Source organism: Saccharopolyspora erythraea NRRL 2338 (genome assembly GCF_000062885.1).
GTDB lineage: Bacteria > Actinomycetota > Actinomycetes > Mycobacteriales > Pseudonocardiaceae > Saccharopolyspora_D > Saccharopolyspora_D erythraea.
Map to the genome: position 1 here is coordinate 6,249,699 of NC_009142.1, position 25,067 is coordinate 6,274,765.

At 72.8% G+C, this 25,067-nt stretch carries 27 protein-coding genes; 9 read left to right on the forward strand and 18 right to left on the reverse strand.

Going from position 1 to position 25,067, the window contains the following annotated elements:
- The first annotated feature begins 158 nt into the window (after nucleotides 1-158).
- The 4 genes from SACE_RS26580 (at nucleotide 159) to SACE_RS26595 (ending at nucleotide 3,554) form a co-directional block, all read left to right on the forward strand.
- Entirely contained in the window at nucleotides 159-380 is a 222-nt protein-coding gene (locus SACE_RS26580; RefSeq protein WP_011874755.1) for a hypothetical protein, read from the forward strand.
- Between the two features lie 281 nt (nucleotides 381-661).
- On the forward strand, nucleotides 662-1,063 hold the full coding sequence (locus SACE_RS26585; RefSeq protein WP_011874756.1) for a hypothetical protein: 402 nt from the start codon (nucleotides 662-664) through the stop codon (nucleotides 1,061-1,063).
- A 175-nt stretch (nucleotides 1,064-1,238) separates the two neighbouring features.
- Complete coding sequence (locus SACE_RS26590; protein WP_009944694.1) at nucleotides 1,239-3,035, forward strand: thiamine pyrophosphate-requiring protein; 1,797 nt, start codon at nucleotides 1,239-1,241, stop codon at nucleotides 3,033-3,035.
- 36 nt (nucleotides 3,036-3,071) lie between these two features.
- Nucleotides 3,072-3,554 carry a DUF4383 domain-containing protein gene (locus SACE_RS26595; RefSeq protein WP_011874757.1) on the forward strand — a complete coding sequence of 161 codons (483 nt, stop codon included), beginning with the start codon at nucleotides 3,072-3,074 and terminating at the stop codon, nucleotides 3,552-3,554.
- 59 nt (nucleotides 3,555-3,613) lie between these two features.
- Here SACE_RS26595 and SACE_RS26600 read toward each other — a convergent pair whose 3' ends face one another.
- Nucleotides 3,614-4,120 (reverse strand): hypothetical protein, encoded by a 507-nt coding sequence (locus SACE_RS26600; protein ID WP_011874758.1) that lies wholly within the window; start codon nucleotides 4,118-4,120, stop codon nucleotides 3,614-3,616.
- 38 nt (nucleotides 4,121-4,158) lie between these two features.
- Entirely contained in the window at nucleotides 4,159-4,725 is a 567-nt protein-coding gene (locus SACE_RS26605; protein WP_009944691.1) for a hypothetical protein, read from the reverse strand.
- Between the two features lie 379 nt (nucleotides 4,726-5,104).
- Between SACE_RS26605 and SACE_RS26610 the strand changes: the two genes are divergently transcribed.
- Nucleotides 5,105-5,563: a DUF6328 family protein gene (locus SACE_RS26610; RefSeq protein WP_009944689.1), complete on the forward strand. Its 459-nt coding sequence runs from the start codon at nucleotides 5,105-5,107 to the stop codon at nucleotides 5,561-5,563.
- Between the two features lie 14 nt (nucleotides 5,564-5,577).
- Here SACE_RS26610 and SACE_RS26615 read toward each other — a convergent pair whose 3' ends face one another.
- Nucleotides 5,578-6,708, reverse strand: a complete 1,131-nt coding sequence (locus SACE_RS26615) for a hypothetical protein (RefSeq protein WP_009944688.1) — start codon at nucleotides 6,706-6,708, stop codon at nucleotides 5,578-5,580.
- Between the two features lie 159 nt (nucleotides 6,709-6,867).
- On the opposite strand from SACE_RS26615, the gene SACE_RS26620 reads away from it, so the two are divergent.
- A complete protein-coding gene (locus tag SACE_RS26620) occupies nucleotides 6,868-7,059 on the forward strand; it encodes a CsbD family protein (protein ID WP_009944687.1) in 192 nt (63 codons plus the stop codon).
- 229 nt (nucleotides 7,060-7,288) lie between these two features.
- On the opposite strand, the gene SACE_RS26625 is transcribed toward SACE_RS26620, so the two are convergent.
- The 4 genes from SACE_RS26625 to SACE_RS26640 form a co-directional block, all read right to left on the reverse strand.
- Nucleotides 7,289-7,621, reverse strand: a complete 333-nt coding sequence (locus tag SACE_RS26625) for a hypothetical protein (protein WP_009944686.1) — start codon at nucleotides 7,619-7,621, stop codon at nucleotides 7,289-7,291.
- 34 nt (nucleotides 7,622-7,655) lie between these two features.
- Nucleotides 7,656-8,036, reverse strand: coding sequence for a hypothetical protein (locus SACE_RS37990; RefSeq protein ID WP_162131624.1), 381 nt, complete (start codon nucleotides 8,034-8,036; stop codon nucleotides 7,656-7,658).
- 137 nt (nucleotides 8,037-8,173) lie between these two features.
- Nucleotides 8,174-8,860, reverse strand: a complete 687-nt coding sequence (locus SACE_RS26635) for a DUF6766 family protein (RefSeq protein WP_009944684.1) — start codon at nucleotides 8,858-8,860, stop codon at nucleotides 8,174-8,176.
- Nucleotides 8,861-9,046: 186 nt separating this feature from the next.
- Nucleotides 9,047-9,694 (reverse strand): phosphate signaling complex PhoU family protein, encoded by a 648-nt coding sequence (locus tag SACE_RS26640; protein ID WP_011874760.1) that lies wholly within the window; start codon nucleotides 9,692-9,694, stop codon nucleotides 9,047-9,049.
- 630 nt (nucleotides 9,695-10,324) lie between these two features.
- Here SACE_RS26640 and SACE_RS26645 point away from each other — a divergent pair.
- The 3 genes from SACE_RS26645 to SACE_RS26655 all read left to right on the forward strand — a co-directional run bounded on the left by SACE_RS26645 (nucleotide 10,325) and on the right by SACE_RS26655 (nucleotide 12,243).
- The gene (locus SACE_RS26645; protein WP_009944681.1) at nucleotides 10,325-11,749 is read left to right on the forward strand and encodes an MFS transporter; all 1,425 of its coding nucleotides are present in this window, start codon (nucleotides 10,325-10,327) and stop codon (nucleotides 11,747-11,749) included.
- Between the two features lie 78 nt (nucleotides 11,750-11,827).
- Entirely contained in the window at nucleotides 11,828-12,049 is a 222-nt protein-coding gene (locus SACE_RS26650) for a DUF2188 domain-containing protein (RefSeq protein WP_009944680.1), read from the forward strand.
- Nucleotides 12,046-12,243, forward strand: a complete 198-nt coding sequence (locus SACE_RS26655) for a DUF2795 domain-containing protein (RefSeq protein WP_009944679.1) — start codon at nucleotides 12,046-12,048, stop codon at nucleotides 12,241-12,243. The genes SACE_RS26650 and SACE_RS26655 overlap by 4 nt, the downstream gene beginning before the upstream one ends.
- A gap of 535 nt (nucleotides 12,244-12,778) precedes the next feature.
- On the opposite strand, the gene SACE_RS26660 is transcribed toward SACE_RS26655, so the two are convergent.
- From SACE_RS26660 to SACE_RS26710, 11 genes are read right to left on the reverse strand one after another with little or no spacing between them, the layout of a single operon-like run.
- Nucleotides 12,779-14,092 carry a UDP-glucose dehydrogenase family protein gene (locus SACE_RS26660; RefSeq protein ID WP_009944678.1) on the reverse strand — a complete coding sequence of 438 codons (1,314 nt, stop codon included), beginning with the start codon at nucleotides 14,090-14,092 and terminating at the stop codon, nucleotides 12,779-12,781.
- Entirely contained in the window at nucleotides 14,044-14,799 is a 756-nt protein-coding gene (locus SACE_RS26665) for a UDP-glucose 6-dehydrogenase (RefSeq protein ID WP_143538238.1), read from the reverse strand. Before SACE_RS26665 ends, SACE_RS26660 begins: the two co-directional genes overlap by 49 nt.
- Nucleotides 14,796-15,752: a glycosyltransferase family 9 protein gene (locus tag SACE_RS26670; RefSeq protein WP_011874763.1), complete on the reverse strand. Its 957-nt coding sequence runs from the start codon at nucleotides 15,750-15,752 to the stop codon at nucleotides 14,796-14,798. Before SACE_RS26670 ends, SACE_RS26665 begins: the two co-directional genes overlap by 4 nt.
- Nucleotides 15,749-16,438 (reverse strand): SDR family oxidoreductase, encoded by a 690-nt coding sequence (locus tag SACE_RS26675; RefSeq protein ID WP_009944671.1) that lies wholly within the window; start codon nucleotides 16,436-16,438, stop codon nucleotides 15,749-15,751. The genes SACE_RS26670 and SACE_RS26675 overlap by 4 nt, the downstream gene beginning before the upstream one ends.
- Nucleotides 16,439-16,467: 29 nt before the next feature.
- Complete coding sequence (locus SACE_RS26680) at nucleotides 16,468-17,880, reverse strand: PfkB family carbohydrate kinase (protein WP_009944670.1); 1,413 nt, start codon at nucleotides 17,878-17,880, stop codon at nucleotides 16,468-16,470.
- Complete coding sequence (locus SACE_RS26685) at nucleotides 17,880-18,464, reverse strand: D-sedoheptulose-7-phosphate isomerase (RefSeq protein WP_009944669.1); 585 nt, start codon at nucleotides 18,462-18,464, stop codon at nucleotides 17,880-17,882. The genes SACE_RS26680 and SACE_RS26685 overlap by 1 nt, the downstream gene beginning before the upstream one ends.
- A complete protein-coding gene (locus tag SACE_RS26690) occupies nucleotides 18,461-19,678 on the reverse strand; it encodes a glycosyltransferase (RefSeq protein ID WP_009944668.1) in 1,218 nt (405 codons plus the stop codon). Before SACE_RS26690 ends, SACE_RS26685 begins: the two co-directional genes overlap by 4 nt.
- On the reverse strand, nucleotides 19,675-20,640 hold the full coding sequence (locus tag SACE_RS26695; protein WP_009944667.1) for a glycosyltransferase: 966 nt from the start codon (nucleotides 20,638-20,640) through the stop codon (nucleotides 19,675-19,677). Before SACE_RS26695 ends, SACE_RS26690 begins: the two co-directional genes overlap by 4 nt.
- Entirely contained in the window at nucleotides 20,637-21,671 is a 1,035-nt protein-coding gene (locus SACE_RS26700; RefSeq protein WP_009944665.1) for a glycosyltransferase family 9 protein, read from the reverse strand. Before SACE_RS26700 ends, SACE_RS26695 begins: the two co-directional genes overlap by 4 nt.
- Nucleotides 21,668-23,197: an HAD-IIIA family hydrolase gene (locus SACE_RS26705; protein ID WP_011874766.1), complete on the reverse strand. Its 1,530-nt coding sequence runs from the start codon at nucleotides 23,195-23,197 to the stop codon at nucleotides 21,668-21,670. The genes SACE_RS26700 and SACE_RS26705 overlap by 4 nt, the downstream gene beginning before the upstream one ends.
- A complete protein-coding gene (locus SACE_RS26710) occupies nucleotides 23,194-24,828 on the reverse strand; it encodes a carbamoyltransferase family protein (protein ID WP_009944662.1) in 1,635 nt (544 codons plus the stop codon). The genes SACE_RS26705 and SACE_RS26710 overlap by 4 nt, the downstream gene beginning before the upstream one ends.
- Nucleotides 24,829-25,067 lie beyond the last annotated feature (239 nt).

The window sequence follows — 25,067 nt, forward strand, 5'->3', positions numbered from 1 at the left end:
GGCATTCGCGCACCGGCGGCCGCTCAGCGTGCGTTCGGGGGTCCCGTCGCAGGGGGCGCGAGCAGGTGTTCTCGGCGTATCGTCGTGCGCAGGAACCGGTCGCTGTCCCGGCGTGCGAGGCCGCTATGGTCCCGCGCCACTGAGCAGAGGGCGTGGCGATGCGCGAACAGGATCCACCTCGGGAACACCCCTCCGAACCGGCCGAAGGCCCCACGGACGTCGGCGGCACCGAGCCGCGCGAGCCGAGCCGGGCCGACAGCGAAAGCGAACAGCCCGCGGCGGGCCGCGACGGCCGGACCGAGGAGAAGCCGCAGTCGAACGCGGTTCAGAGCGCCGAGGACGAGGAGCGCGACGACTGGGACGACTGGCAGGGCAGTTAGAAACAGCAGTTCCCGCAGAAACCAGAAACCCCTGCGCGAAAGAGAAGTCCCGCAGGAACACAGTTCCCGCAAGCATCAGCAGTCCGTATACGAAGCAGCAGTCCCGCAAGAACACAGTGCCCGCGGGAACAACAGCGCTCGGCCATTCGAATCGGCTTTCGAGCGCTCAACACCAGCGGGCCCAACCTGGGATGCCCCCGTGTGCGCGCGGAACTGAATGGACCTCGCGTGACGCATAATCGGAGCAGTTCGGCCACGACGCGGAGGGACGGGTGATCGCGATGGCCGCAAGCGGGCTCCGGCACCCCGCATGGTGCAAGGACACCGAACTCGAAGAGCGCATATACGAGCAGCTGGACTCCTCCGTGGTGATCCACTTCGGCAAGGCCATCAGCGTCGGCCGGATCACCGTGCGGCTGTTCCGCACCGACGTGCACGGCGAGCCCGGCCCGACGCGGGTCAGCATCCGGTGCGTCGACCGGGACGACCTGACGCTGGAGCAGGCCAGGCAGCTCACCGAGGACGGCCGGCTCCAGGAGTTCGCCGAGGCGTTGCAGAAGCTGATCGAGGAAGCGGGAACCGACTCCGAGGACGGGAGCCCGCGCGGACCGCATTCGGGGAGCACCGGCGGCGGGGACCAGCACGTGGCGGGCGCGCCGAATTCTCCGCCGGACGAGCGCTAGAGCCCCTCACAGGGACCGGAACCCTCGCGTCCACACTCAGCCGCCAGCGAACGTCGGCCGGGCGCGCGGAACACGACGGCCGACACCTCCGGCGAACTTGACGTTTGTCGGGCGGCGCTCACGGGGTAGTTGGCTTGTGGGTGTACGTGGGTGTCGACCCGATTGAGGTGTGCTGATGGCCCAGCTGGTAGCGGACCACGTCCTGGCGCGACTGCGCGAGTGGGGCGTGGACACCGTCTTCTCCTACGCCGGTGACGGGATCAACGGCCTGCTCGCGGCCTGGGAGCGGGCGGACGACCAGCCGCGGTTCGTGCAGGCCCGGCACGAGGAGCTGGCAGCGTTCGAAGCCGTCGGGTACGCGAAGTTCTCCGGGCGGCTGGGGGTTTGCGCCGCGACGTCGGGTCCCGGCGCGATCCACCTGCTCAACGGTCTCTACGACGCCAAGCTCGACCACGTGCCGGTGGTCGCGATCATCGGGCAGCAGGGCCGCTCGTCCCTCGGCGGCGCCTACCAGCAGGAGATCGACCTGCTGTCGCTCTACAAGGACGTCGCCGGCGACTACGTGCAGATGGTGACCGTCCCCGAGCAGCTGCCCAACGTGCTCGACCGCGCCATCCGGACCGCCGAGGCGCGCCGCACGGTCACCGCCGTGATCATCCCCGGCGACGTGCAGGAGCTGGAGTACACGCCGCCGAAGCACGAGTTCAAGATGGTGCCCTCCAGCCTCGGCTCGCCGCGGACGGTGTCGGTGTCGCCGCGCGAGGACCTGGAGCGTGCGGCGGAGGTGCTCAACGCCGGGCGCAAGGTGGCGATCATGGTCGGCCAGGGCGCGCACGACGCCGCCGACGAAGTCACCGGAGTCGCCGACAAGCTGGGCGCCGGGGTCGCGAAGGCGCTGCTGGGCAAGGACGTCCTGTCCGACGAGCTGCCCTACGTCACCGGCTCCGCCGGTCTGCTGGGAACCAGGCCGTCGTACGAGCTGATGCGCGACTGTGACACGCTGCTGATGATCGGCTCGAGCTTCCCCTACAGCCAGTTCTTGCCGGAGTTCGGCGACGCGCGGGCGGTGCAGATCGACATCGACCCGACGCTGATCGGCATGCGCTACCCCTTCGACGTCCACCTGCTCGGTGACGCCAAGTACACGTTGCGCGAGCTCCTGCCGATGCTGCGGTACAACGAGGACCGCGGCTGGCGGGAGACGGTCGAGGAGAACGTGCGCGGCTGGTGGGAGGTCATGGACCGGCGCGCCGAGGTCGAGGCCGACCCGGTCAACCCCGAGAAGGTCTTCGCCGACCTCTCCCCGCTGCTGCCCGACAACGCGATCATCACCGCGGACTCGGGGTCGGCGGCCAACTGGTACGCGCGGCACCTGAAGATGCGCGGGAACATGCGCGGCTCGCTTTCGGGCACCCTGGCGACGATGGGCCCGGGCGTGCCGTACGCGACCGGCGCGAAGTTCGCCCACCCAGACCGGCCGGTGTTCGCGCTCGTCGGCGACGGCGCGATGCAGATGAACGGGATCAACGAGCTGATCACGATCGCCGCGCACTGGCGGGAGTGGTCGGACCCGCGGGTGGTGGTCGCGGTGCTCAACAACCGCGACCTGAACCAGGTCACCTGGGAGCTGAGGGCGATGGGCGGGGCGCCGCAGTTCCTGCCCTCGCAGCAGCTCCCCGACTTCGGCTACGCCGAGTTCGCCGAGCTGACCGGCCTGCGCGGCATCCGCGTCGACGCCCCGGGCCGGACGCGTTCGGCGTGGGAGCAGGCGCTGAGCTCGGACCGGCCGTGCGTGCTGGAGTTCGTGACCGACCCGTCGGTGCCGCCGATCCCGCCGCACGCCGACCTGGAGCAGATGAACAACGTGGCCGCCTCGCTGGTCAAGGGCGACCCGGCCGCCTGGTCGGTCGTCCGGGAGGGCGTGAAGTCGAAGGTGCAGGAGTTCCTGCCCTCGCGCGACGATCGCAGGTGACCCGGGAGACGCGGTCCGCTGTGGACGGAGGTGACGATGCCATCCCCATCGCCGTACCGCGCGTCGATGGCCTGGCGGCTGGTGCTGGCCGCGGTGGGCCTGGTCCTGGTGGGCTTCGGCACCGCCGGGCTGGTCGCGCTCGGCACGGGTCCCGGGCTGGGGCTGGACAACGAGGCCGACGTCCTCTTCCTGCGGTTGAACTCCGGCCACAGCGTCCTGCTGGTCGTAGTGGGCGCGTTGTCGATGGGTTTCGCGACCAACCACACGGGCATGCTGCGGTGGTCGCTGTTCATGTTCGCCGCGTTCACCGCGCTTTTCCTCTACGGCACCGCGCAGAGCACCGCCGACAAGACCACGACGTGGTTCCGGCTGGACCCCGCCGAGATGTTCCTGCACGCGGGGCTGGCGCTGGTCGGCTTCGTGGTCGCGGTCGGCGCGGGTGCGGTGCCGTGGTACCGCAAGCGGCGTTCGGAGCGCTTCATCGGGACCGACATGGAGCGCAAGGACGCCGAACACTGAACGGCGCGTGCGTGGTCCGGGCGGTGCACTCCCGGCACCGCCCGGACCACGCGACCGGTTCACACCTCCAGCAGCCGGTTGAAGAAGCTCCGGTAGCGGTGGAACGCCGTCCGGAGGTCGTCGGTGGAGGGCTCGCCGTTCTTCCACTGGCCCTCGAGCTCCTTGTGCTGCGTCTCGAAGGTGGCCGAAAGCCGTTGCAGGACATCGGAAACCATGTTGTCCGCGTCGTTGACCGCGCGGCGGGGATCATCCACGAAGGCTCCTTGCACCGCATCCCACCGCGCACGCATGTCCTGTGCGACCTCGGTGGGCATCAGGTGGGCTTCACCGCCCTCCTGAGGGCGACCGTCCGCCTCGCCGCCGGCGGGCGTCGCGGTGCTCCGCATTCCGCCGCTCTCCTGCTGCGACGAGCCCTCCGCCCCGGTGGCGCCCGGTCCGGTCGTTGTCCAGCCGGCGCTTCCCGCGGACTCGGAACCGCGGTCCCGCGTCGCCGTCGTCGGCTGCTCCTGGCCGGACTCCTGCCGCGTCTGGTCGGGCCGCTGCGGGTTCTCTTCGTTGCTGGTCATGACCTGCTCCTTCGGATGCGAGTTCCGGCCTTGCCCGCTCACTGCCGCCGCTGTCCTCCCGCGCCGTCCTCCAGCAGTGCGTCGACCAGCGAGCGGTACGACGTGACGGCCCCGCGCAGCTGCTCGGTGCCGGCCTTCCCGTGTTGGTGTTCGACCGCCACCCCGTGAGCGGCCCGGTAGTGCTGCGCCACCTCGGGATGGTCCACCGACACGTCGTCGGCGCGCTGGTCGAAGTCGTCGACCGGGTAGCCGCGGTCGCGCATGATGCGCACCACGAGCACGTCGGCTTCCTCGACCGCACCACCGGGTTCGTCGACGAACCTGCGCTGGATCGCGTCCCAGTCCGCGCGGTAGCGCCGCGCGGCCTCGTCGGACACCGGGCGGAGCTCGAGCCTGTCGTGCCGCTTCTCCCGCTCGCGCAGGTCCGCCTCCGCCTTGCGGCGTCCGCCGGATTCCTCGACGGTGCGCGAGTATTCGGGTCCGAACCGCTCCCGGAGCCGTGCCGTGCGCCGTTGCCACAGCACGTAGCCGATCGCCAGGACCAGCAGCACCAGCAGCACGACGAGGACCACGATGACGATGGTGACCAGGCTGGCTGTGCTCATGTCGACCCCCTGACCCCGCAGGCGGGCCCGCGGCGCCGACGCGTCACCTCTCCCGCGTGCCGCGGGTGTCGGTGCCGACCGGTCGCTGGTCGCGTCTGCGAATTTCCCCCGTTGCCCCCTCTGCCTTCAGAAGTACCCCGCCACCTGCCCTGCAAACGGCCCTGCACGGCCGTGGCGGCGGAGGCCCCGTATCCGGTCCCGTGGGTTTCCGGCCGAACCGGATGGTCCACGAGCGGGGTTGACAGCGCCCGTTCGAGTGCGATGATCGGATTTCCGCACCACGCCGGGGAAATCGACCGCCGGCACGGATCGCGCGCCGCAGCGGGCGGCGGCGGTTCCGCGCGTCCCCCGTGGACCGGGCAGGCGGTGGGAGGTCAACATGACTCGGCCGGACGAATCCAGGCACACGCGGCTCACCCGCAACCTCAGCGAGCTGCTGCAGGAGCTGCGCGTCGCCCAGGCCGGCGTCCAGATCCTCTTCGCTTTCCTGCTCACGGTGGCGTTCATGGAGCGCTTCGCGAGCGCCGGGAGCTTCGCCCACGGCCTGCACATCGTGACCGTCCTGCTCGCCACCTGCGCGGCCGCGCTGCTCATCGCACCGGCGGCGTGGCACCGGGTGCTGTTCCGCAAGCGGCGGCGGGAGGAGATCATCCGCGCGGCCAACTGGTGCGCGCTGGGCGGCCTGGCCCTGCTGGCGGCGTCGATGACCGGCACGGTGCTGCTGATCGGGATCGTAGTCCTCGGGCCGGGATGGGGGACGGCGGCCATCGGGGCCGGTGTCGGCTTCCTGTTCCTGGCGCTGTGGTTCCTGCTCCCCTTGCGCATCCGCAAGCAGTGACGGTCCGGGGCGGTTCACGTCTCGGCGCGCTCGGTCCTCCCGGACTCGTCGGCGCGCTCGGACTCCTCGGCGTGCCGCGCTCGGCGCTGCTCCTCCCGGTAGCCGTAGGCGGCCTGGCGGACCGCGGCGTCGGTTTCCAGGCTCGAACCGAGCGATCCGGCGATGATCGCCATCGTGGCGACCATCCAGGCCAGCCGGGCGTAGGTGGCCGGGCCCGCCGGGTGCCCGACCATGTTCGCCAGCACGCTCGGGTCTATCAGGCTGATGGCCGCGACGAAGCTGACCACGTACACCAGGCCGTAGAGGCAGGCCACGCCCAGCGTCAGGGTCGCCACCGTCGAGGTGTTGTAGAGCAGCGCCACGCGCCGGTCGCGCACGCCTTCGCCGACGCGCTCCCAGAGCCCGTGCGCGGCGATCAGCCAGACGGTCATCAGCGTCAGGGAGAACAGCATGGCACCGGCCGCCCGCCAGGGGCTCAGCACGTCGCCGATCTGCCAGACCGTCGAGGTGAACAGCCCGAAGCCGGCGGCGGCCAGCGCGGCGGCCAGCGCGCTGGAGAGCCCCCACAGCAGCTGCCACGGGCGGTTGCCGCGCACCATGCCCGCCACCAGCCGGACCCAGCCGCGAACGCGCGTCGTCACGTAGCGGGCGTCAACGCGCTGGTTTTCCGGCACCGTGCGGCGCACGGGCGCCAGCCGGCCGATCGTCCTGCCCGTGCCCTCGGCCTCCACGAGGTCGTCGAGCAGCCGCGTCAGGATGCGCAGCATGCTCCGGTACGGGTTAAGGGCACCGAGCGCGGGCAGCGAGACCAGCGCCGCGCGGCGCCGGATGCTCGCGTCGGCCAGCAGCGGCCCCTTCTCCAGCAGCAGCGGCAGGTCGGTCAGGCAGATCGCGTAGCCCCACCCGTGCCGGTCGCGGAAGCGCTCCAGGTCCTCGAGGATGCGTTCGCTGTCGAACTCGCCCGCGGTCACCGGGTGCGACACGACCTCGACCACCCACTTGCGGCCGGTGCGCTCCCCCAGCCACTCGGCCAGCCGGTCCTTCAGACGGGAACCGACCTGGGTCGGCATGTCCGGGTCCGTGACCAGTCCGAGGACCTGGTCGGTTCCGCCGGAGTTCTGCGAGCTTTCCCGGTCCTGGTTCAACTGCGCCCCTTTCCGTCACGACTTCCGGCACCCCGCCGGTCGGCGAAACCGGTACTACCCGATCCCGAGCCGGTGGACACGAATTCGCCGCCCACCGGTGCATGAGGATGAACCGAAGAGGGTATCCCATGGCTGAGCCGATTCGAGGAGGCACACGTGATGGCCAACGAGGACAAGGCCGACCACAAGGCCGAAGAACTCAAGGGCCGGGCCAAGGAGAAGCTCGGAGACGTCACCGACACCGAGCAGCTCCAGGCCGAGGGTAAGGCAGAACAGGCCAAGGGCAGCCTGAAGCAGGCCGGTGAGAAGCTGAAGGACGCGGTCACCGGTACGAAGAAGAACAAGGAATAGCAGCTCTCGCAGCGTGATCCCGGGGTGGGGTCGGCACGTCCGTGCCGACCCCACCCCGTCGTGATGCGCTGGTTCGTCATGTTGTGATGCATTGGTTTGTCAATGCTGCCCTTGGATTTCGCGCTGGTTGCGGTGCATTCCCGCTGTTCCACTCGCGACTGCGACAGGAAGCGCGCATTCCATAGCGGTGCGGGCCCCACCCCGCACCGCTACGCGATCTGCAGCGCTCCTAGCGGTTGCTGACCGCCTTCTCCAACTCCTGCTTCGTCATCTTGGAGCGGCCCTTCACGTTCTGGCGCCTGGCGTCCTCGTAGAGCTGCTGCTTGGTCCGCCCGCCGGGGCCGGTGCGGTTGCCCGACCGGATGCCTCCCCTGCGCTGCGGCGGGATGTCCTGCGTCGAGGTCTTGCTCTGCTGGCGCGACTGCCCCTGCTGCGCGCGGTCCTTGTTCACCGTGCGGGCGGCGATCTCCTCGGCGCGCCGCTCGCTGGACCCGCGCTCCTTGGTCGACTCCTTGATGTGCTCGTACTGGCGTTCCTGCTTTCGGTTCCACGCTTGCGGCATCGTGCGCATCTCCTTCCACGAGCGCGTCGGGGTGTCATCCGGCGGTCGCCTGAACGGGCGGTTCGCGGTCGCCGCCGCCTTCTACGACGTGCGTTTCCGCCACCGCTCCGGCTTCCTCGGCGAGAACGGCGCAATACGCCCGCGCATAGGTTTCGCGAACCAGCGGAGACCGCGCCTTCTGTTCGGCCGAAGTCCCCGGACCTAGCTCATCGGGCCTCACTGCGAAGTCGACGAGGATTCCGCTCCCGCTGTCGTCGGGGCGTCCTCGTCCGGTACGCAGCAACCACCCCGCTACAGGGCTCTCGCTCGGCCCCACTCGCAATTCGACTTCGCCTGCCGCCGCCAGTTCGCGCGGATCCCGGCTATCCGCCAGTTCGTGCGCGGCGCGACGGCCCGCGTCTTCCGCGGCCGCCACGAGCCCCTCCCAATCCTGCTCGAAGAGGGGACCCGATTCGGGCTGCCGTTGAACAACCACCGAAATCTCACCACCCAACTCTGCCGGTCGGTTACCCGCGCGTCCGGCTGTCTAATCCCGACCGGACGGGGAGGCGGCTAACCCGATTCCTCGGTGGCCGAATGCGGCGCACCGACCGGTTTCGACTCCGGAGAACCGCGCTGCCTGAGGTACACGCTGAACACGGCCATCGAACCGACCGCGAGGAACTCCGACTGCCAGTTCTGCGACGTCCGGCTCCAGAAGTCACCACTGGTCAGGTACTCCGCGAAGCCGACCGAGGCCCGGTGGTGCTGCTCGACCTGCTGGTAGTTGTAGGCCGACCAGCCCGACCACGCCTGCACTCCCCAGGAAGCGAGGAAGATCGTGCCCATCACCAGGCCCAGCGACACGGAGAAGAGCTTCCGGCGCGCCCCGCGGGCCCGGGCCGAGGGCGGTGACCGCCGCCGGGACCACCGCCCGACCTCCTGCTCGGGGTCGGTCTCGTCGCCCATCCGTTCGGCGGGCTTGGACTCCGGCGACCCGAGTTGCAGCAGCCAGACCGTGGCGTAGACGTAGAGGAAGAACTGCAGGTACTCCGACCGCCAGTTCTCCACGACGTCGACGGCGAACTGCGAGGACATCAGGTAGGAGCCCAGCCCGATCCCGGGCAGCCCGTGCGACGACTGCTCCTCGTTGAATTCCGCGTGGCCCGCGAGCGCCTGCCCGGCGAGCGCGGCCAGGAACAGCACGCCGAAGGCGATGCTCAGGCCGTTGTTGCGCAGGCTCCGCGCCGGCGCGCCCATCAGGGGTGCACCGCGCTGACGGCGGCGAAGTAGACCAGACCCGCGACGAGGTACGCCGCGAACACGAACCTGCCCACCACTTCGCACCTCCTCGGCGGTAACGGCGGGTACGCCGGACGGACACGCCTGGTCGGCAGCAGGGGTACCCGCTCCCGATCAGAAAGCAGGCACCGGCGGGACCGGCGGTCACCCCGGCAGGGTGCCGGTCGCGGCGAACTCCAGGCGCCGGGCGACCGACACCGCCTGGTCGGCGAAGCGCTCGTAGAAACGGGCGAGCAGGGCGAGGTTGATCGCCGCCGCGACGCCGTGCGTCCACTCGGCGCCGGTAGCGGCGTCGAGCAGCTCGGCGTGCAGCGCGTCGACCGCGTCGTCGGTGTGCCGGAGCTCGTCGAAGCCGCCTTCGGCGCCCTCCCCGGACACCAGCGCCGCGAGCCGGGTGGCCATGTCGATGTCGAGCCCGGCCATCTCGCGCACCCGGTCGAGGAGCTCGGGCGGGACGGCGGGTGCGGGGTGGGCGCGGCGGGCGATCTCGGCGACGTGGGCGGCCAGGTCGCCCATGCGTTCGACCTTGACCGCGCAGTAGATCGTGGCCAGCACGGTGCGCAGCTCGGTGGCCACGGGCGCCTGCGTCGCGAGCAGCGTGCTCGCGTGCTCCTCGCACCGCTCGCCCGCCTCGTCGAGCTCGACGTCGTCGGCGATGACGCGCTCGGAAAGCTCCAGGTCGGCCTCCAGCAGCGCCCGGGTGGCCCGGCGCATGGATTCCGCGGCGAGCCCGCACATGCCGGTCAGCTCGCCGCCCAGCCGCTCCAACTGCCCGTGGAACTCCTCGCGCACGTTTCGAGGGTATGCCTCCGCGCGCACTTCGCAGGGGGACCGGCGACGAGTTTTGCCGCTGGGCCGCAAGGGAATCAGGCGAGTGGGCAGGTCAAGGCCAGACCACGGCCCCGCAACGCCGAAGCCCTGACAGCGCCGAGGAGGCGAAGATGACCTTCAGGCAGGCATGCGCGAAGGCGGCGAGCACGGTTCGCCGTTGGACGTCGACAGCGCGGACCAGCGGTGTAGCAGGCGGCGGAGGGCGCGATCCGTTGCTGCACACCGGTCCGCGGACCCCGCCGGACCCGCCTGGTGGGGTTTCCCAGCGGCCCCGTCGCGGAAAGCCCTGAGCCGGGCGTGAGCGCCGCGCACCGAACCCCTGCGAACGCGGCCGCTCGCGCCCATACCGAACGCCACGGCAGTGCGCTGACTCTGCGTAGTCAGTTCCGGTTTCCAGCGTGGGTGACGGGCCTGGAATCCTGAGAGGACGAACACAAAGGGTGTTCGCGTCTCGGTTTCCGGTGCCAATGTGGTCGGGTGCCAGCCGGCGGGCCCAGCGCCCGCCGAGGTGCTCCCGCGACCACCTCCCCCGATGCGTTGCCCACGTGGCGATCCAGGTGCGCACGCAGGTCGCGGGCCCCGAACCCCGACGTGAAAGGCCGCACCGCCGTGCGCTCCTCGCCCGCCAGCGCGTTCCGCGCGCTCAGATACCCCGACTACCGGCGGTGGGCCACCGCGGACTTCGTGTCCGTGACCGGTGCGTGGATGCAGAACCTCGGGCTCAACTGGTTCGTGCTCACCAAGACCGGATCGCCCGGCCTGCTCGGGCTTTCCCTTCTGTTCCAGGCACTTCCGGGCGTGCTGCTCGCCTCGTGGGCGGGCGCGCTGGCCGACCGGTGGCCCGCGCAGCGGGTGCTGTACGTGACGCAGGCGCTGCACGGCGTGCTCGCGCTGGTGCTGGCCGGGGTGGCGTGGGCCGACGGCCCGCTCGGCGCCGTCTACGCGATCGCGCTGGCCGGCGGTGTGGTCTCGGTCTTCGACGGGCCGGCGCTGGGGCGCTTCGGCTCGCAGCTGGTCACCCGCGAGGACCTGAGCAACGCGCTGGGCCTGGGTTCGATCCTCAGTTCGGGCGGCCGGATCCTGGGCATGGGGCTGGCGGGCGCGCTCGTGGCCGTGACCGGCGTTCCGGTGCTGTTCCTGATCAACGCGCTGAGCTTCGGGGCGGTGCTGTTCGCGCTGGCCCGCGTGCGGCCGGAAGGGATCCACCCCATCGCCTCCAGCCCGCCCGAGCGGGCCGGCGTGCGGGCAGGGGTCCGCTACGTGTGCGGGCACCGGCCGCTGATCGTGCTGTTCGCGCTGACGTTCGTGCTCTCCAGCCTCGGCCGCAACTACCAGGTGACCATGGCCGCGATGAGCCAGGGGCCGCTGCACGCGGGCGCGGCCGGCTACAGCACGCTGTCGGTCGTGTTCGCCGCGGGCACCATCGTCGGCGGGTTCGTGGCCGCCTCCCGTCAGGAGCTGACCCTGCACCTGGTGCTCGCGATGGCGCTGGGCACCAGCGTCCTGCAGGCGTTCAGCGGTGCGGCGCCCGACCTGTGGACCTTCGCGGTCGCGGTGTTCCCCATCGCCGTCGGCGCGGTCGTGCTCGACACCGCCACCAGCACGCGCATCCAGCTCGACTCCGACGAGGACATGCGCGGCCGCGTGCTGGCCGCCAAGGGGATGGTCACCGCCGCCTCGGGCGCGGTCGGCGGGCCGCTGCTGGGCTGGATGTCGGAGACCGCCGGAGCCGGGCACGCCCTGCAGGTCGCCGGGGCCGTCACGGTCGCCGCGACCGCGGGCGCCTGGGCGCTGTTCTCGTGGATGAAGGAACGGCGCGACCTGCCTCGGCAGCAGAAGTGGGCGCGGCTGGCGGCGGTGCACCCCGCGTCGCCGTCGGTGGACCTGCCGCCGGTGGCGGACAAGGCGGTGGTGCGTCCACCGCGCGGACCCCAGTGGCAGCGACCCGGCCGGCGTCGCACCGGCCGCATCGCCCGCCGCCGCAACCGTGCGCGTTCGCACGCATCGGTGGAGTGACCCGGGCTCGCCGCTTACCGCGGGCGGTGGCCGGGTACGCCCGTGGCCGTAGGGACCCGATGCGAAGGTGCCAACGCCATGGGTGAACGACACGTCAGGCCGAGCGACGACGCCGAAGGCGGCTGGGTGGTGACCGGCCCCGACCCCGGCTCGAGCGAGCACCGCACCACGACGCAGGGCGGTGCGGTCGACTACGCCAGGGACCGCCTGCTGGCCGACGGCGGCGGGAAGCTCTTCGTGCACGGAACCGACGGGGTTGTCCGGGAAGAGCGTTCGGTGGGCGAAGGGGGTGGCTCATGAGCGGCCCGCCGCGCGGTGAGCTGCTGCGCCTGCTGTCCGGTGTGGACTACCCGGCGACCAAGCAGCAGATCCACGAGAAGCTGGTGGCGCAGGGCGCTCCGCCTGCTTGCCTGGCGGCTCTGGAGGACTTGCCGGAGGGCACCTACGTGGAGCCCGACACGGCGCTCCAGGCCATCCCGTACCAGAGCGGGTGAAGCGGGCGCGCACCGCGCGCTGCGCCGTGCACCGGGCGGCCACGGGGTCGCCCGGTGCACTCGTGTCGGAAGGGCGGGCTGGTGGTGCACGGCGCCGGGTTGGGGTCGGGGCACGCGGTTGCGGGCGGGCTGGGGTGGCCTGGGATCTGCCGATCGGGGCTGCGGGGCGCGGTTGGCGGTCGGGGCCTGTCGGCGAGGCTGCCGGTCGGGCTCGGCCTGCCGATCGGGCTGCGGGTCGAGTTCGCGGGGTCGGGACTTGGTGGTCCGATCCAGCCGACGAGGTGGCCGGTCGGGCTCGGCGGCGGGCCTGTCGGTAGAAGGCCGGTCGGGCTTGGCGGTCCAGGACTGCCCGCCGTCGAGGCCGCCGTGTCGGCGTGTTGGTCGGGTCGGCGTGTCGGTCAGGTCGCGGTCGGCCAGGTCGGTGTGCCGGTCAGGTCGCGTGCCGGGCAGGTCGCGTGCCGGGCAGGTCGCGTGCCGGGCAGGTCGCGTGCCGGTCGGGTCGGTGTGTCGGTGTGCCGGTGGGGTCGGTGTCGGGTCAGGGGGTCACCGGGGTGCGGCCCACACCCCGCCAGGACAACCCCGCCCGCCGCAACACGTCCGGATCCAGATGGTTGCGGGTATCCACCACCACCGGGCCCTCCAACAGCCCCGCCACCCGCGTCCAGTCCACCGTCCGGAACTCCTGCCACTCGGTCAGCACCACCAACCCCGCCGCGCCCTTGGCCGCCTGATACGGGTCATCCACCAACGTCACCAACTCCGCCACCCCCGGCTCATCGCCCCGCAACCCCGGGTCGTAGGCCACCAGCTCCGCACCCCGCGCCGCCAGCAACCCCGCCACCGCCATCGCCGGCGAATCCCGCAGATCATCCGTACCCGCCTTGAACGTCAACCCCAACAACCCCAACCGCACACCCCGCAACGACGCACCCGCGCCCACCCCGCAGGCCTCGGCGACCTTGTCCACCATCCGCTCCCGCTGCCGCGCGTTGGCCGCGATCGTCTCCCGCAACAACCCGAACTCGAACTCCACCGACTCCGCCACCCGCATCAACGCCGCGGTGTCCTTCGGCAGACACGACCCACCCCAACCCGGACCCGGCTGCAGGAACGACTGCCCGATCCGCCGATCGAACCCCATCCCCTCGGTCACATCCGCGATATCGGCACCCAACCGCTCGCACAACTCCGCCACCGCGTTCACATACGACAACTTCGTCGCCAGAAAACAGTTCGCCGCGTACTTGACCATCTCCGCGCTCGCCGCGTCGGTCAGCACCGTCGGCGCCCCCAACCGCGCATACAACGCCGCCACCCGCTCCGCCGCGTCCTGCGAATCCGAACCCACCACGATCCGATCCGGATTCAGGAAGTCATGCACCGCCGAACCCTCACGCAAGAACTCCGGATTGCTCACCACCGCCACATCCGCACGCCCCACCAGCTCGGCCACCCGCGCCGAGGTACCCACCGGCACCGTCGACTTGCACACCAGCACACACCCCGCCGGCAGCAACTCACCCACCTCGGCCACCACCGACTCCACCGCCGCCAGATCCGCCGCACCACCCGAACCCATCGGCGTCGGCACGCACAAGAACACCACCTCGGCCTCGGCCACCGCCGCCGCCGACCCCACCGCGAACTCCAACCGCCCCGCGGCCAGCCCCTCACCCACCAACTCGGCCAGCCCCGGCTCCAGAATCCGCACCTCACCCCGCGCCAACACCGCCACCTTGGCCGCGTCCACATCGCTGCACACCACCCGATGCCCCAACGACGCCAGACACGCACCCGTGGTCAACCCGACGTAACCGGTCCCCACCACAACGATCCGACGGGCGAACATGCGTCCTCCTCCGGGAAGGTGCCGGCGGCGGCGACGGCGTGCAGCAGCCCCGGTTCGGCAGCCGCCGCCCGAAGCACCTCGATGCTGCGCCGCTGCGCCGGAGACAGCGGAGCGGGCCTCGTGCAGGAAGTCCCGATGCGGGTGTCGTAGGACAGCGCCCGGACGACGCTGGTGATGTCGACGCCGAGCCGGTCGCACAGCTGCGCGAGGTCGTTGAAGAACGACTGCTTCACCGCCGCGCAGCCGTTCACCGCGTGCGGCAGCAGGTCCGCGCTCCGCACGTCCGTGCGAACGACGGGCGCCGCGATGCCCTCGTACAGTGAATGGACCGCATCGCCGGCATCGTCCACATCAGACCCGATGACGACCGCGTCCGGCGTGAGCCACTGCGCGGTGGAGCATTCGGACTGCCGTGGATTGCTGATCAGCGCCAGGTCGCCGCGGCGCAGCCCGGCGCGCAGCGCATATGTCGATTCCCATGGTGGGCAACAGGAATTGACCACGACGGCCCCGGGCCGCAGGTGCTCGCGCACCGGCGCCAGCACCGCTTCGCCGTCGCGGGCTCCGCACACGAAGACGATCTCGGCGCGCCGCGCGGACTCGCCCGACCGGAGAACCTCGTGCCCCAGCACGGCAAGGCCCTCGGCCGCCACCCGGCACGGCCCCTCGGCGCCGACGACGAGGACCCGGCGGCGCGGGCCCGTCACGGCGGTCCCCCACGTGGCACGGCGGCGCACCGGTCGAGCTGCGCCGCGGCCGCCTCGATCACCTCGTCGGTGGTCAGCCGCAGCAGGCCGGGGTCCGGCTCGTCGGCGAAGGTGTCGCCCACCGTGCCCGTCCACAGCGCGACGTGGTTCGGGTCCTCCGGTGGCCCCCACTCCGCTGGGGACACCGGGCCGAACAGCACCACCGACGGCGTGCCGAAGCCGGTGGCCAGGTGCGCGACGCCGGTGTCACCGCACACCACCAGCCGGGCGCTCGCGACCAGCGCGGCCAGTTCCGGCAGCGCGGTGCGCCCCGCGAGCACGCTTTCCGGTGGCAGGTCTGCGAGTGCCGCGACCTGGTGGGCGCGCTCGCGCTCCTCGGCGCCGCCGGTGATCACCACCCGCCGGCCCCGCGCGGCCAGCCAGCGGGCCAGCGCGGCGAAGCGCTCCCGCGGCCAGCATCGGGCGGCGTGGCTGGCGCCGGGGTGCACGACGACGGCGTCCGGCGCCGGGCTCGTCGCGTCCGGGGGCCGTAGCCGGAGGTCGTCGTGATCGGCCGGGATGCCGTGGTGCCGCAGCAACCGGCACCATCGCCGCACCTCGTGCTCACCGCTCGGCCAGCGGGGTCCCTCCACATCGGGCAGAGCAGGGTTCGCGTGGGTGACCAGCCGCCGCGGACGGGCGGCGCGCAGAGCCGTGGTGCTCTGCGGACCCGAGCCGTGCAGGTTCACCGCGAGCTCCACCGGCGCATCCGGCCAGTCGAACTCGCGCATGTCCGGCGTCGGGTGCAGCTCGTCCACCGCGTCCACCAGCGGCAGCAGCGGCCCCAGACCACGCGGCGCGGCGAGGACGATGCGGTGGCCGGGGTGGGCCCGCCGCAGCCCGCGCAGCGCCGGGACCGCGGTCAGCAGGTCGCCCAGCCCCAGCGCCCGCAGGACGAGCACGGTGCTCGTCACGGCCAGGACCCTTCCTCCGACGAACACACCACCATCTCGCGGACCTCGCACCCGGCGGGCTGGCGCAGCGCGAACAGCACCGTCCGCGCCACGTCCTCGGGCCGGTTGAGCTTGGCGTCCGCCGGCGGCTTGTACTGCTCGTCCCGCCCGTCGAAGAACGCCGTGTGCATGCCGCCCGGCACGAGCGTGGTCACGCCGACCGAACCGGCCGTCTCGGCGGCCAGCGCCCGGGAGAAGCCGAGCACGCCGAACTTGGACGCGCAGTAGGCCGTCGCGTCCGGCACCGCCTTCAGGCCCAGCGTCGAGGAGCAGGTGACGACTGCTCCGCGGCTCTGCTTCAGGTACGGCAGCGCGGTGCGCACCACCGCCGCCGTGCCGAGCAGGTTCACCCGCACCACGCGATCCCACTCCTCGGCGGGCACCGAGTCGATCGGTCCGCAGGAGTCGACCCCGGCGGCGGTGAACACCGAGTCGAGCCTGCCGCCTGCCTTGCGGACCAGCTCGTGGACCGCCTCCTCGGTGGCCTCCCGGTCGGCGAGGTCCGCCCGGACGTGCGGTGCGTCGATCTCCGGGGCGGCGATGTCGAGCACGAGCGGGCTCCCGCCCTCCTCGGCCACGGCCCGGGCCGTCGCGGCGCCCAGGCCCGACGCGCCTCCGGTGATGAGTACGTTGCCGAGCGGCTTCATCGTTCTCCCTCCTCGGGTCGGTGCGTGCTCTACACGGCCGTGCTCAGACCGCTGAGCAGCCTCGTCGTCGAGTAGCCCTCGACCAGCGGGACGAACACGGTGCGACCGCCGTGGCGGTGGACCACGTCGGCCTCGGGCAGCGAGGCGAGGTCGTAGTCGCCTCCCTTCACCCACACGTCGGGCCGCAGCTCGTCGAGCAGCGCCGACGGTGAGCTCTCGTCGAAGACCGCGACGGCGTCGACCGGTTCGAGCGCCTCCAGCAGGTGCCTGCGGTCGGCCTCGCCGACGACCGGGCGGCCGGGGCCCTTGAGCCTGCGCACCGAGTCGTCGGAGTTCATGCACACCACGAGCGCGTCGCCCAGCTCGCGGGCACGTTGCAGGAGCCGCACGTGGCCGGGGTGCAGCAGGTCGAAGCACCCGCCGGTGGCCACCAGCCGCCCACCGCCGCGACGCACGTCGGCGGCGACGTCCAGCGCGTTGCGCCCGCCCGTGGCCCCGTCCTCCAGGGCGGGCCTGCCCGCGGTCGGGTCGGTGGCGACCGCCCGCTCCTGACTTGTGGCCAGGTGCGAGGCGCCGCCGTCGGCGACGAAGCGGCTGGCGGCGTCGACCGCCTCCGACACCGCGTCCGGGCGTTCGGAGCCCTCGGCCATCGTCAGCGCGACGGCGACCGCGAAGCTGTCGCCCGCGCCGCAGACGTCGGCGCTGGACCTGACCGAGCGGGCGCGGGGCACCGGGAAGGGCTGACCCCTGTGCGGGGGGACGAGCATCGCCCCCTCGCACCCCAGTGTCACCGCGACCGCTCGGCACCCCCAGCGCCGCAGCAGCTCCCGGCCCGCGCCGGCGGCGGAGTCGAGGTGCTGCGTTCCGGTGAAGTACGCGGCCTCCGCGCGGTTGGGCACCACCAGGTCGGCGCGCTCCACCGGTTCGGCACCCCTGCCGTGCGGATCCCACACCAGGGGCACGTCGGAGGGCAGCCCGCGCAGGGCGCGGCGCAGGGAAGAGTTGCGCGTCGTGCCCCGTCCGTAGTCGGCGACCAGCACCGCGCCCGCGTTGTTGAGCACCGGCGGGAGGTGCGCGCCGAGCGGCCCGTCGAGCACCTGGCCCTCGCCGGAGTCGACCCGCAGCAGCGACTGGCCGGCGACCCGCACCCGCGTCTTGCACGGCGTGGCGCCCTGGAACGGCAGGTCGACCAGCCGGACGTGCTCGGCCAGCAGTCCGCTCAGCTCGCGGCCGTGGTCGTCGGTGCCGACACCGGCGACGAGCACGACCTCCACGCCCTGGCGGGCGGCGATCAGCGCGGCCAGTCCCGCACCGCCGGGGCGGCGCCTGCGCGCGGTGACGTCGACGACCGGCACCGGCGCGTCCGGGCACAGCCGCTCCGCGGTGCCCTCGATGTCGATGTCGAGCAGGGCGTCACCGACCACCACCAGCGGACCGCGCATCACCGCACCGCGCTCCTCTCCTCCTGCCGGGCGCCGGCGACCTCGTCGAAGACCGCGCACAGGGCGTGGATCAGCGCGAGGTGCATCTCCTGGACGGTGGCCGGGCTCGGTGCCTGCACCGCCACCGCGTCGTCGCAGACGGCGGCCAGCGTGTTCGGCGCCGGGCCGGTCAGCGCCCAGGTGCGCATCCCGATCTCGTTGGCGGTCTTCACCGCGGCGATGACGTTCTGGCTGCGCCCGCTGGTCGACAGGGCGATGAGCACGTCTCCGGGCCGGCCGTGGGCGCGCACGCCCCTGGCGAAGACCTCCTGCTCCCCGTAGTCGTTGAGGATCGCGGTGAAGGCCGAGGTGTCGGCGTGCAGCGGGATCGCCGCGTAGGGACTGCGGTCGTGCAGGAACCGCCCGGCCAGCTCACCGGTCAGGTGCTGCACCTCGGCGGCGCTGCCGCCGTTGCCGCACGCCAGCAGCCTGCCTCCGGACTCCAGCACGGTCGCCAGGTGCCTGCCCCAGGAGTCGATCGACCGCGCGTACCGGCTGGCCCGCGAGGCGGAGTCGGCCAGCGCGGTGAAGTGTTCCTCGATCATGGCTTGCCTCCTGTCGACGCCAGGGGCCGGTGCAGGGTGCGGGCCCGCTGGTAGACGGCCTCGGTCTGGGCGGCCAGCCGGTCCCAGCCGAAGCGCTCGCGCACCCGGCGGACCCCGGCCCGGCCCATCTCGGCCCGCCTGCGCGGGTCCGACAGCAGGTCCCGCAGCGCGCAGGCGAGCGCGGAGCTGTCCTTCGGCGGCACGAACAGCCCCGTCCCGCCGTCGGCCACCGAGTCGAGATGCCCGCCGACCGCGGAGACGACCAGCGGCACGCCGCAGGCCATCGCCTCCAGCGGGACGGTCCCGAACGGCTCGTACCAGGGCACGCTGACCACCACGTCGGCCGACCGGTACAGGGCGGCCGCGGTGTCGTGCGGCACCTGCCCGGTGAAGCGCACCCGGTCGGCGACCCCTGCCCCGGCGGCGGCCGCGCGCAGCCGGGCGACCTCGGGATCGCCGTCCCAGTCGCGGTGCGCCGGCCCGCCCGCCACGACCAGCTCCGCGCCGGGCACCTCGGCGAGGGCCCTGATCGCGGTGTCGACGCCCTTGCGCTCGACCAGGCGGCCGATGCTGAGGATGCGCGGCGCGTCGCCGCAGCGGGCGACCGGTCCCTCCGGGGCGAACTTGTCCAGGTCTATGCCGCAGGGCACGATCGCCGCCCGCTGCGGCGGCAGCCCGATCTCCTCGAGCTCGCGCACCTCGTCGGAGCAGGTCGCCACGACCACGTCCGCGCCGCAGGCGAGCTCGCTCTCGATGCGTTCCCGCTGCGGCGGGCTGGTGTCCTTGACGCCCTGGTGGCGGCGCTTGACCCGGCCGAGCGCGTGGAAGGTCTGCAACAGCGGGACGTCGAGGTCGCGCAGGCCCCGGCGGGCGGCTACCCCGCTCATCCAGAAGTGCGCGTGCACCACGTCCGGCCGCTCCAGCCCCCAGCGCACCGCCAGCCGGTCGCCGAACTCGGTCATGTGGGGCAGCAGGTCGTCCTTGGGAATCGGTTCGGCGGGGCCGGCGGGCACGTGCTCGACGGTCACGCCCGGCGCCGCGCGCACGCTGGGCGGCAGCTCCGGGGAGTCCCGCCTGGTGTGCACCACGACCTCGTGCCCGAGCCGGGCCAGCCCGGTGGCCAGCTCCGCGACGTGCACGTTCTGACCGCCCGCGTCGGCTCCCCCGAGCGGGGCGAGCGGGCTCGCGTGCTCGGAGATCAGCTCGATCCTCATCCGGTCACCTCCTGCAGAAGCTCGTCCCACGCGGCGAGGAAGCGCTCGAGCGGGTACCTGCGGAGCGCGGCGGCCCGTGCCGCCCGCCCCATCTCCTTCGCCCTGCCCGGGTCCGCGACCAGCTCGCGCACCGCGTCGGCGAGCACGTCCGGCCGGGTCGAGACCACGCCCGCGTCGGCGGGCACCGCCTCCACGGCCTCGGTCGCGGCCAGCGCGACGACCGGCATGCCGAGCTGCATCGCCTCCAGCAGCGCCAGGCCGAGCGAGGTCCAGCGGTAGGGGTGCACGTAGACGCGGCGCGCGGCCAGCTCGCGGTGCATCGCGTGCTGCGGCAGGTCCTCGTGCACCCGCATCCGGCCGGCGGGCAGGCCGAGGTGGTCCGGCAGGCCGCGCACGCCCATGCCGAACACGTCCAGCGGCGCGGCGGCGGCGAAGGCGGGCAGCAGGTCCGAGCCCGTGATCCGGGCGCGCCGCACCGGTTCGTTGACGACCATGCCCGCCCGGTCGAGATCACCGGTGTAGTGGTGGCCGGGATCGACGATGCCGTGTTCGATCACCCGTGTCGGCGCGGCGCCGCTCTCCCAGAAGACCTCGTTGAAGTGCGTGACGTGGACCAGCGGGATGTCCGCGCGGTCGGCCATCGGATGCCGGGTGGCCGCGGCCGGGCCGCGCGGCGTGTCGTGCTCGACGTAGACGGCGGGGACGTCGACACCCGGCCGCCTGCCCAGCCAGCGCTCGGCCAGCTCGATCTCGTGCGGGCGTTGCAGCACGACCACGTCGACGGGTTCGGCGCGCAGCTCGGCGGGCGAGCGCTCGACGGCGTTGTCCGGCCAGGGGAACGTGCGGGCGCGTCCCCGGCCGTCGGCGTCGCGCCGCGGGGTGCGCGGGACGACGTAGGTGTGGTCGCCATGGACGAAGGACGTCGTCCACGAGCCGTGCACGTGCCAGGTCAGCACCCTCATACCGCCTCCCCGGTGCCGACGCGGCAATCCCGCAGGCGCTCGACCGCCCGCACGACGTCCTCACCGCTGACGCCCGCCAAGCACGGATGGCCCGGCACCGGACACTCGCGGGCGCGGGTGTCGCGGCACGGCGCGGCCTGGTCGCCGAGCAGCACCACCGGCACCCCGTACGGCGCCCACCGAAGCGGCGAGACCACCGGCGCGAACAGCGACACGACCGGTGTGCCCACGGCGGCGGCCAGGTGCGCGGGGCCGGTGTTGGGCGCGACGACGACGTCGGCGCCGTCGAGCACCGCGGCCAGCTCGGCCAGGTCGGTGCGGCCGCCGAGGTCCAGGGCCCGATCGCCCGCGGCCTCTGCGGTGAGGTCCTTGTCGGCCGGTGCGCCCGTGACGACGACCCGGTGCCCGGCCAGCACCAGCGCATCGACGTGGCCCGCGCTGCGCTCCGGCGGAGCCTGCCGCGCTGGCGCGGAGGCACCGGGGTGCACCACGACGTAGCCGGGTTCGCCGACCAGCGCCGACACGTCGGGCAGCGGGCGCCGCACCGCGAGCCTGCCGTCGTCCCCGGGCGGTGGCTCGAAACCCGCCGCGCGGGCCAGCGACAGGGCGCGCTCCGGTTCCGGCGGATCGCCGTCGACCCGGTGGCGCAGGTCGAGCAGGGAGCCCGGGTAGTCCTCGCTGATCGCCCCGATCCACCCGACGCCGGCCATGCGCAGCAGCAGCGCCAGCGGCAGCGGCGACTGGTGGAAGGAGGTGAACACCACGGCGGCGTCCGGGCCGATCTCGCGCACCCGCCGCACGAACCGCGTCATCTCCTCGTCGGTGACCGGCCCGGGTTCCGGGTCGATCCACGGCGCGCACCACTCGACGACCCGGTCCACGCCGGGAAGGAGCTCGCCCGCGGCACTTCCGCGCGGGCCCGCGAGCAGCACCACCTCGTCGGCGCCCGCGGCCACGGCCCGGATGGCCGGTCCTGCCAGCAGGACGTCGCCGGCGTTGTCGAGCCGGACGACAAGGACCCGGCCCGTCACCGCGCCGCCTCCGCCAGGATCCGGGTGACCGCCTCCGGCACCGTCCGCGCGACCTCGGCGTTCTGCCACGCCCACTGGATCTCCGGTGCGAGGGTGCGTTCGGTGGGCACCAGGATCGCCCTGGCTCCGGCCGCGCTCGCGGCGTCGACGTCGGCGCCGGTGTCGCCGATGACCACGCAGGCGCTCGTGGGCACGTGCAGCTCGGAGGCCGCCCGCTCGATGAGGCCGGGCGCCGGCTTGCGGCAGCCGCAGCCGTCGGCGTCGCCGTGGACGCAGACCTGCCAGGTGCCGAACGGGCCGAGGTGGCGCTCCACCTCGCGGTTGACCGCGGCGACGTCGGACTCGTCGATCAGTCCTCTTGCGACACCCGACTGGTTGCTGACCACGCCGATGCCGATCCCGTTGGTGCGCAACAGGTCCAGCGCCGCACGCACTCCGTCGACCGGGCGTACGCGCGCGGGGTCGCCGTTGTAGGGGACGTCGTGGATCAGCGTGTCGTCCCGGTCGAACAGCACCACCGCGGGCCGTCCCCGGCGCCGGCGTCGCCTGCGGGCCTGCCGCAGCTCCCCGCGCAGCCGGTGCCAGGTCGCCGCGGGCGGGATCAGCGTGCTGGTGACCAGCATCCGCGCGACCTCGGCGGCGTCGCGCGGCCCGGGCGCGATGCGCAGCGCGGCGAACTCCGCGGTCATCCCGAACCAGACACCGGCGGTCACCGCGGAGACCTTGGTCCACTTCGGACGCCTGCGGCCGGCGAGCGCCAGCGCCCCGGTCGCCACCAGGGACGCGGTGGTGAGCAGGTGCTTTCGAGGCCGCCCCGGGCCCTCCCCGATCTCGGTGCGCCACGAGCGGCCGTGCTTGCGGCGCATGATCGCGTTGTCCTGGTTGCCCGCCTGAGCTCGGACGCTGGCCAGGAAACCGGCCGGGCGCACCGGGTGGACGGTGGTCCGGGTACCGGAGACGATGCGGTAGCCCATGGCCCGCACGCGCAGCGCGAGGTCGGCGTCCTCCCGGAAGGCGCGCGGGAACTCCTCGTCGAACCCGCCGGCCATGGTCAACGCGGCGCGGCGGTAGGCCATGTCGGCGGTGATCCACCGCGCGCGGGCGAGCCCCGCGGTACCGCGTTCCCAGTCCGTCGCCCGGCGGTGCCGCGGCAGCGGCACCTCGATGCGGGCCTGGCTCGCGCCCACGTCGCCGGGCAGTGCGCCGATGTCACGTCGTAGAGCGCTCTTCCAGTCCGGTCCCGGCACCACGTCGTCGTCGAGGAAGACGACCCACTCCGCGTGCGTGTCCTGCCAGCCGGCGTTGCGCGCCGCGGCCGGTCCGTGCCCTCCCGAGCGGACGACCCGGGTCGGGAAAGACGTGGGCGGAACCTCCAGCGGTGCGGGCGGATCGCGACGGTCGTCGACGACGAGCACTTCGACCGGCTGCGGGCCCGGCAGGTCCTCCAGCGCGGCGAGCAGCACGCCGAGGCTCCGGCGCCCGGTCGTGGGCACCACGACCGCGTAGTCGACGAGGCCCGCGCTCACCGCCGCACCCCCGGCCTCCTCACCACGAAGGGCCCGAGCACCAGCAGGTCGATCGGAGAGGCACCGAAGCACTCCAGCGCGTCGACGGGGTCGTCGACCATCGGCCTGCCCGCCGTGTTGAAGCTCGTGTTGACCACAGTGGGCAGTCCGGTCCGCGCGGCGAACGCGTCGAGCACGCGGGCCAGCAGCGGCTCGCGATTCCGGTCGACGGTCTGGATGCGCGCCGTACCGTCGACGTGCACTACGGCCGGTATGCGGTCGCGCCACTCCTCGGCCACGTCGTGCACGAAAAGCATGTACGGACTGGGAATCGGGCCTCGGCCGAACAGCTCCGGTGCCCGTTCGGTGAGCACCATCGGCGCGATCGGACGGAACTGCTCGCGGCCCTTGACGTCGTTGAGACGTTCGAGGTTGCCCGCGTGTCCGGGGTGGGCCAGCAGCGAGCGGTGCCCGAGCGCCCGCGGCCCGAACTCGGCGCGCCCCTGGAACCAGCCGACGATCTCGTCGCGCGCCAGGGATTCGGCCACTTCCTCGGCCAGGTCGTCCGGACGCTCGTACGGAACGCGGGCGGCGTCGAGCTTCGCTGCCAGCTCGGCCTCGCCGAAGCCGCGTCCCAGGTCGGCACCGCTCATCGGGCGGACGGCCTCCCCGCTCTCGGCCGCCACGTGCAGCGCGGCACCGAGCGCGGTACCGGCGTCCCCGGCCGCGGGCTGCACCCACACCTCGTCGAACGGCCCCTCGTCGGCGATGCGCGTGTTGGCCACGCAGTTCAGCGCGATGCCGCCGGCCATCGCCAGGTGCCGCCGGCCGGTGCGGTCGTGCAGCCACCTCGTCAGCTCCAGCAGGACCTCTTCCAGCCGCACCTGCACGCTGGCGGCCAGTTCGGCGTGCGCGGTGAGCATCTCGTCGCCGGGACGGCGCCGCGGCGCCCAGCGCTCCCAGTCGATCGGGGCGACGGTGAAGCCGCCGTCGGCCACGCGCACGAGTTCCGCGAAGTCGGAGAGGTGAGCCGGCTTCGCGTAGGCGGCCAGCGCCATCACCTTGTACTCGTCGCCGGCGCGGTGGAAGCCCAGGTGCTCGGTCAGCTCCTCGTACATCAGCCCGAGGGAGTGCGGCAGCCGTTGCTGCGCGTGCACTTCGAGCTTGCCGTAGCGGTACTCCCCCGCCAGCATCGACGTGCTCTCGCCCCGCCCGTCGGCGGTGAGCACGGCGCAGTCGCCGAACGGCGCCGCGAGCCCGGCCGAGGCGGCGTGCGCGTAGTGGTGGGGGACGAACCTGCTTCGCGCGTGTTCGATCCCGGGCAACGCGGTGCGCAGGAAGCGCGGAGCGCGTTCGGCGTAGGTGGTGCGCAGGTCCTCCCAGCCGGGGTCCAGCCCGTCCAGTCCGTTGTCGACCAGCGTGGGTTCATAGGAGAAGGCGACGACGTCCACATCGGCCGCGGAGATGCCGCCCTCCCGCAGGCACCACGCCGCCGCGCGCTCGGGCTGTTCCCAGGCCGAGAACGGCACCGGCTGCTTGCCGTGCTTGCGCCTGCTGAAGCGCTCCTCCTCAGCCGCGGCGACCACGTCGCCGTCGACGACCAGCGCTGCGGCGGGGTCGTGGAAGACAGAGTTGATGCCGAGGATGCGCACAGGCTCCTCCACAGTGGATGTGAATGATCGGTTGTGGCCAGAAGCGCTTGTGCTACGCGCCACCACCTATACCGCTACCCTGCGAAGCGACTCTCCAAACGGCGAACCGCCGAACCGCAGGCGGTATCGATCTCCGCAGGCGTGGGAAATCGCCTATGAAGAACCACTTTCGGAGATCCGCCGCGCGAGAGCCGCTACGCCGCGTGCGGTTACCGCTTCCGTATTCGGGTTACACGAAG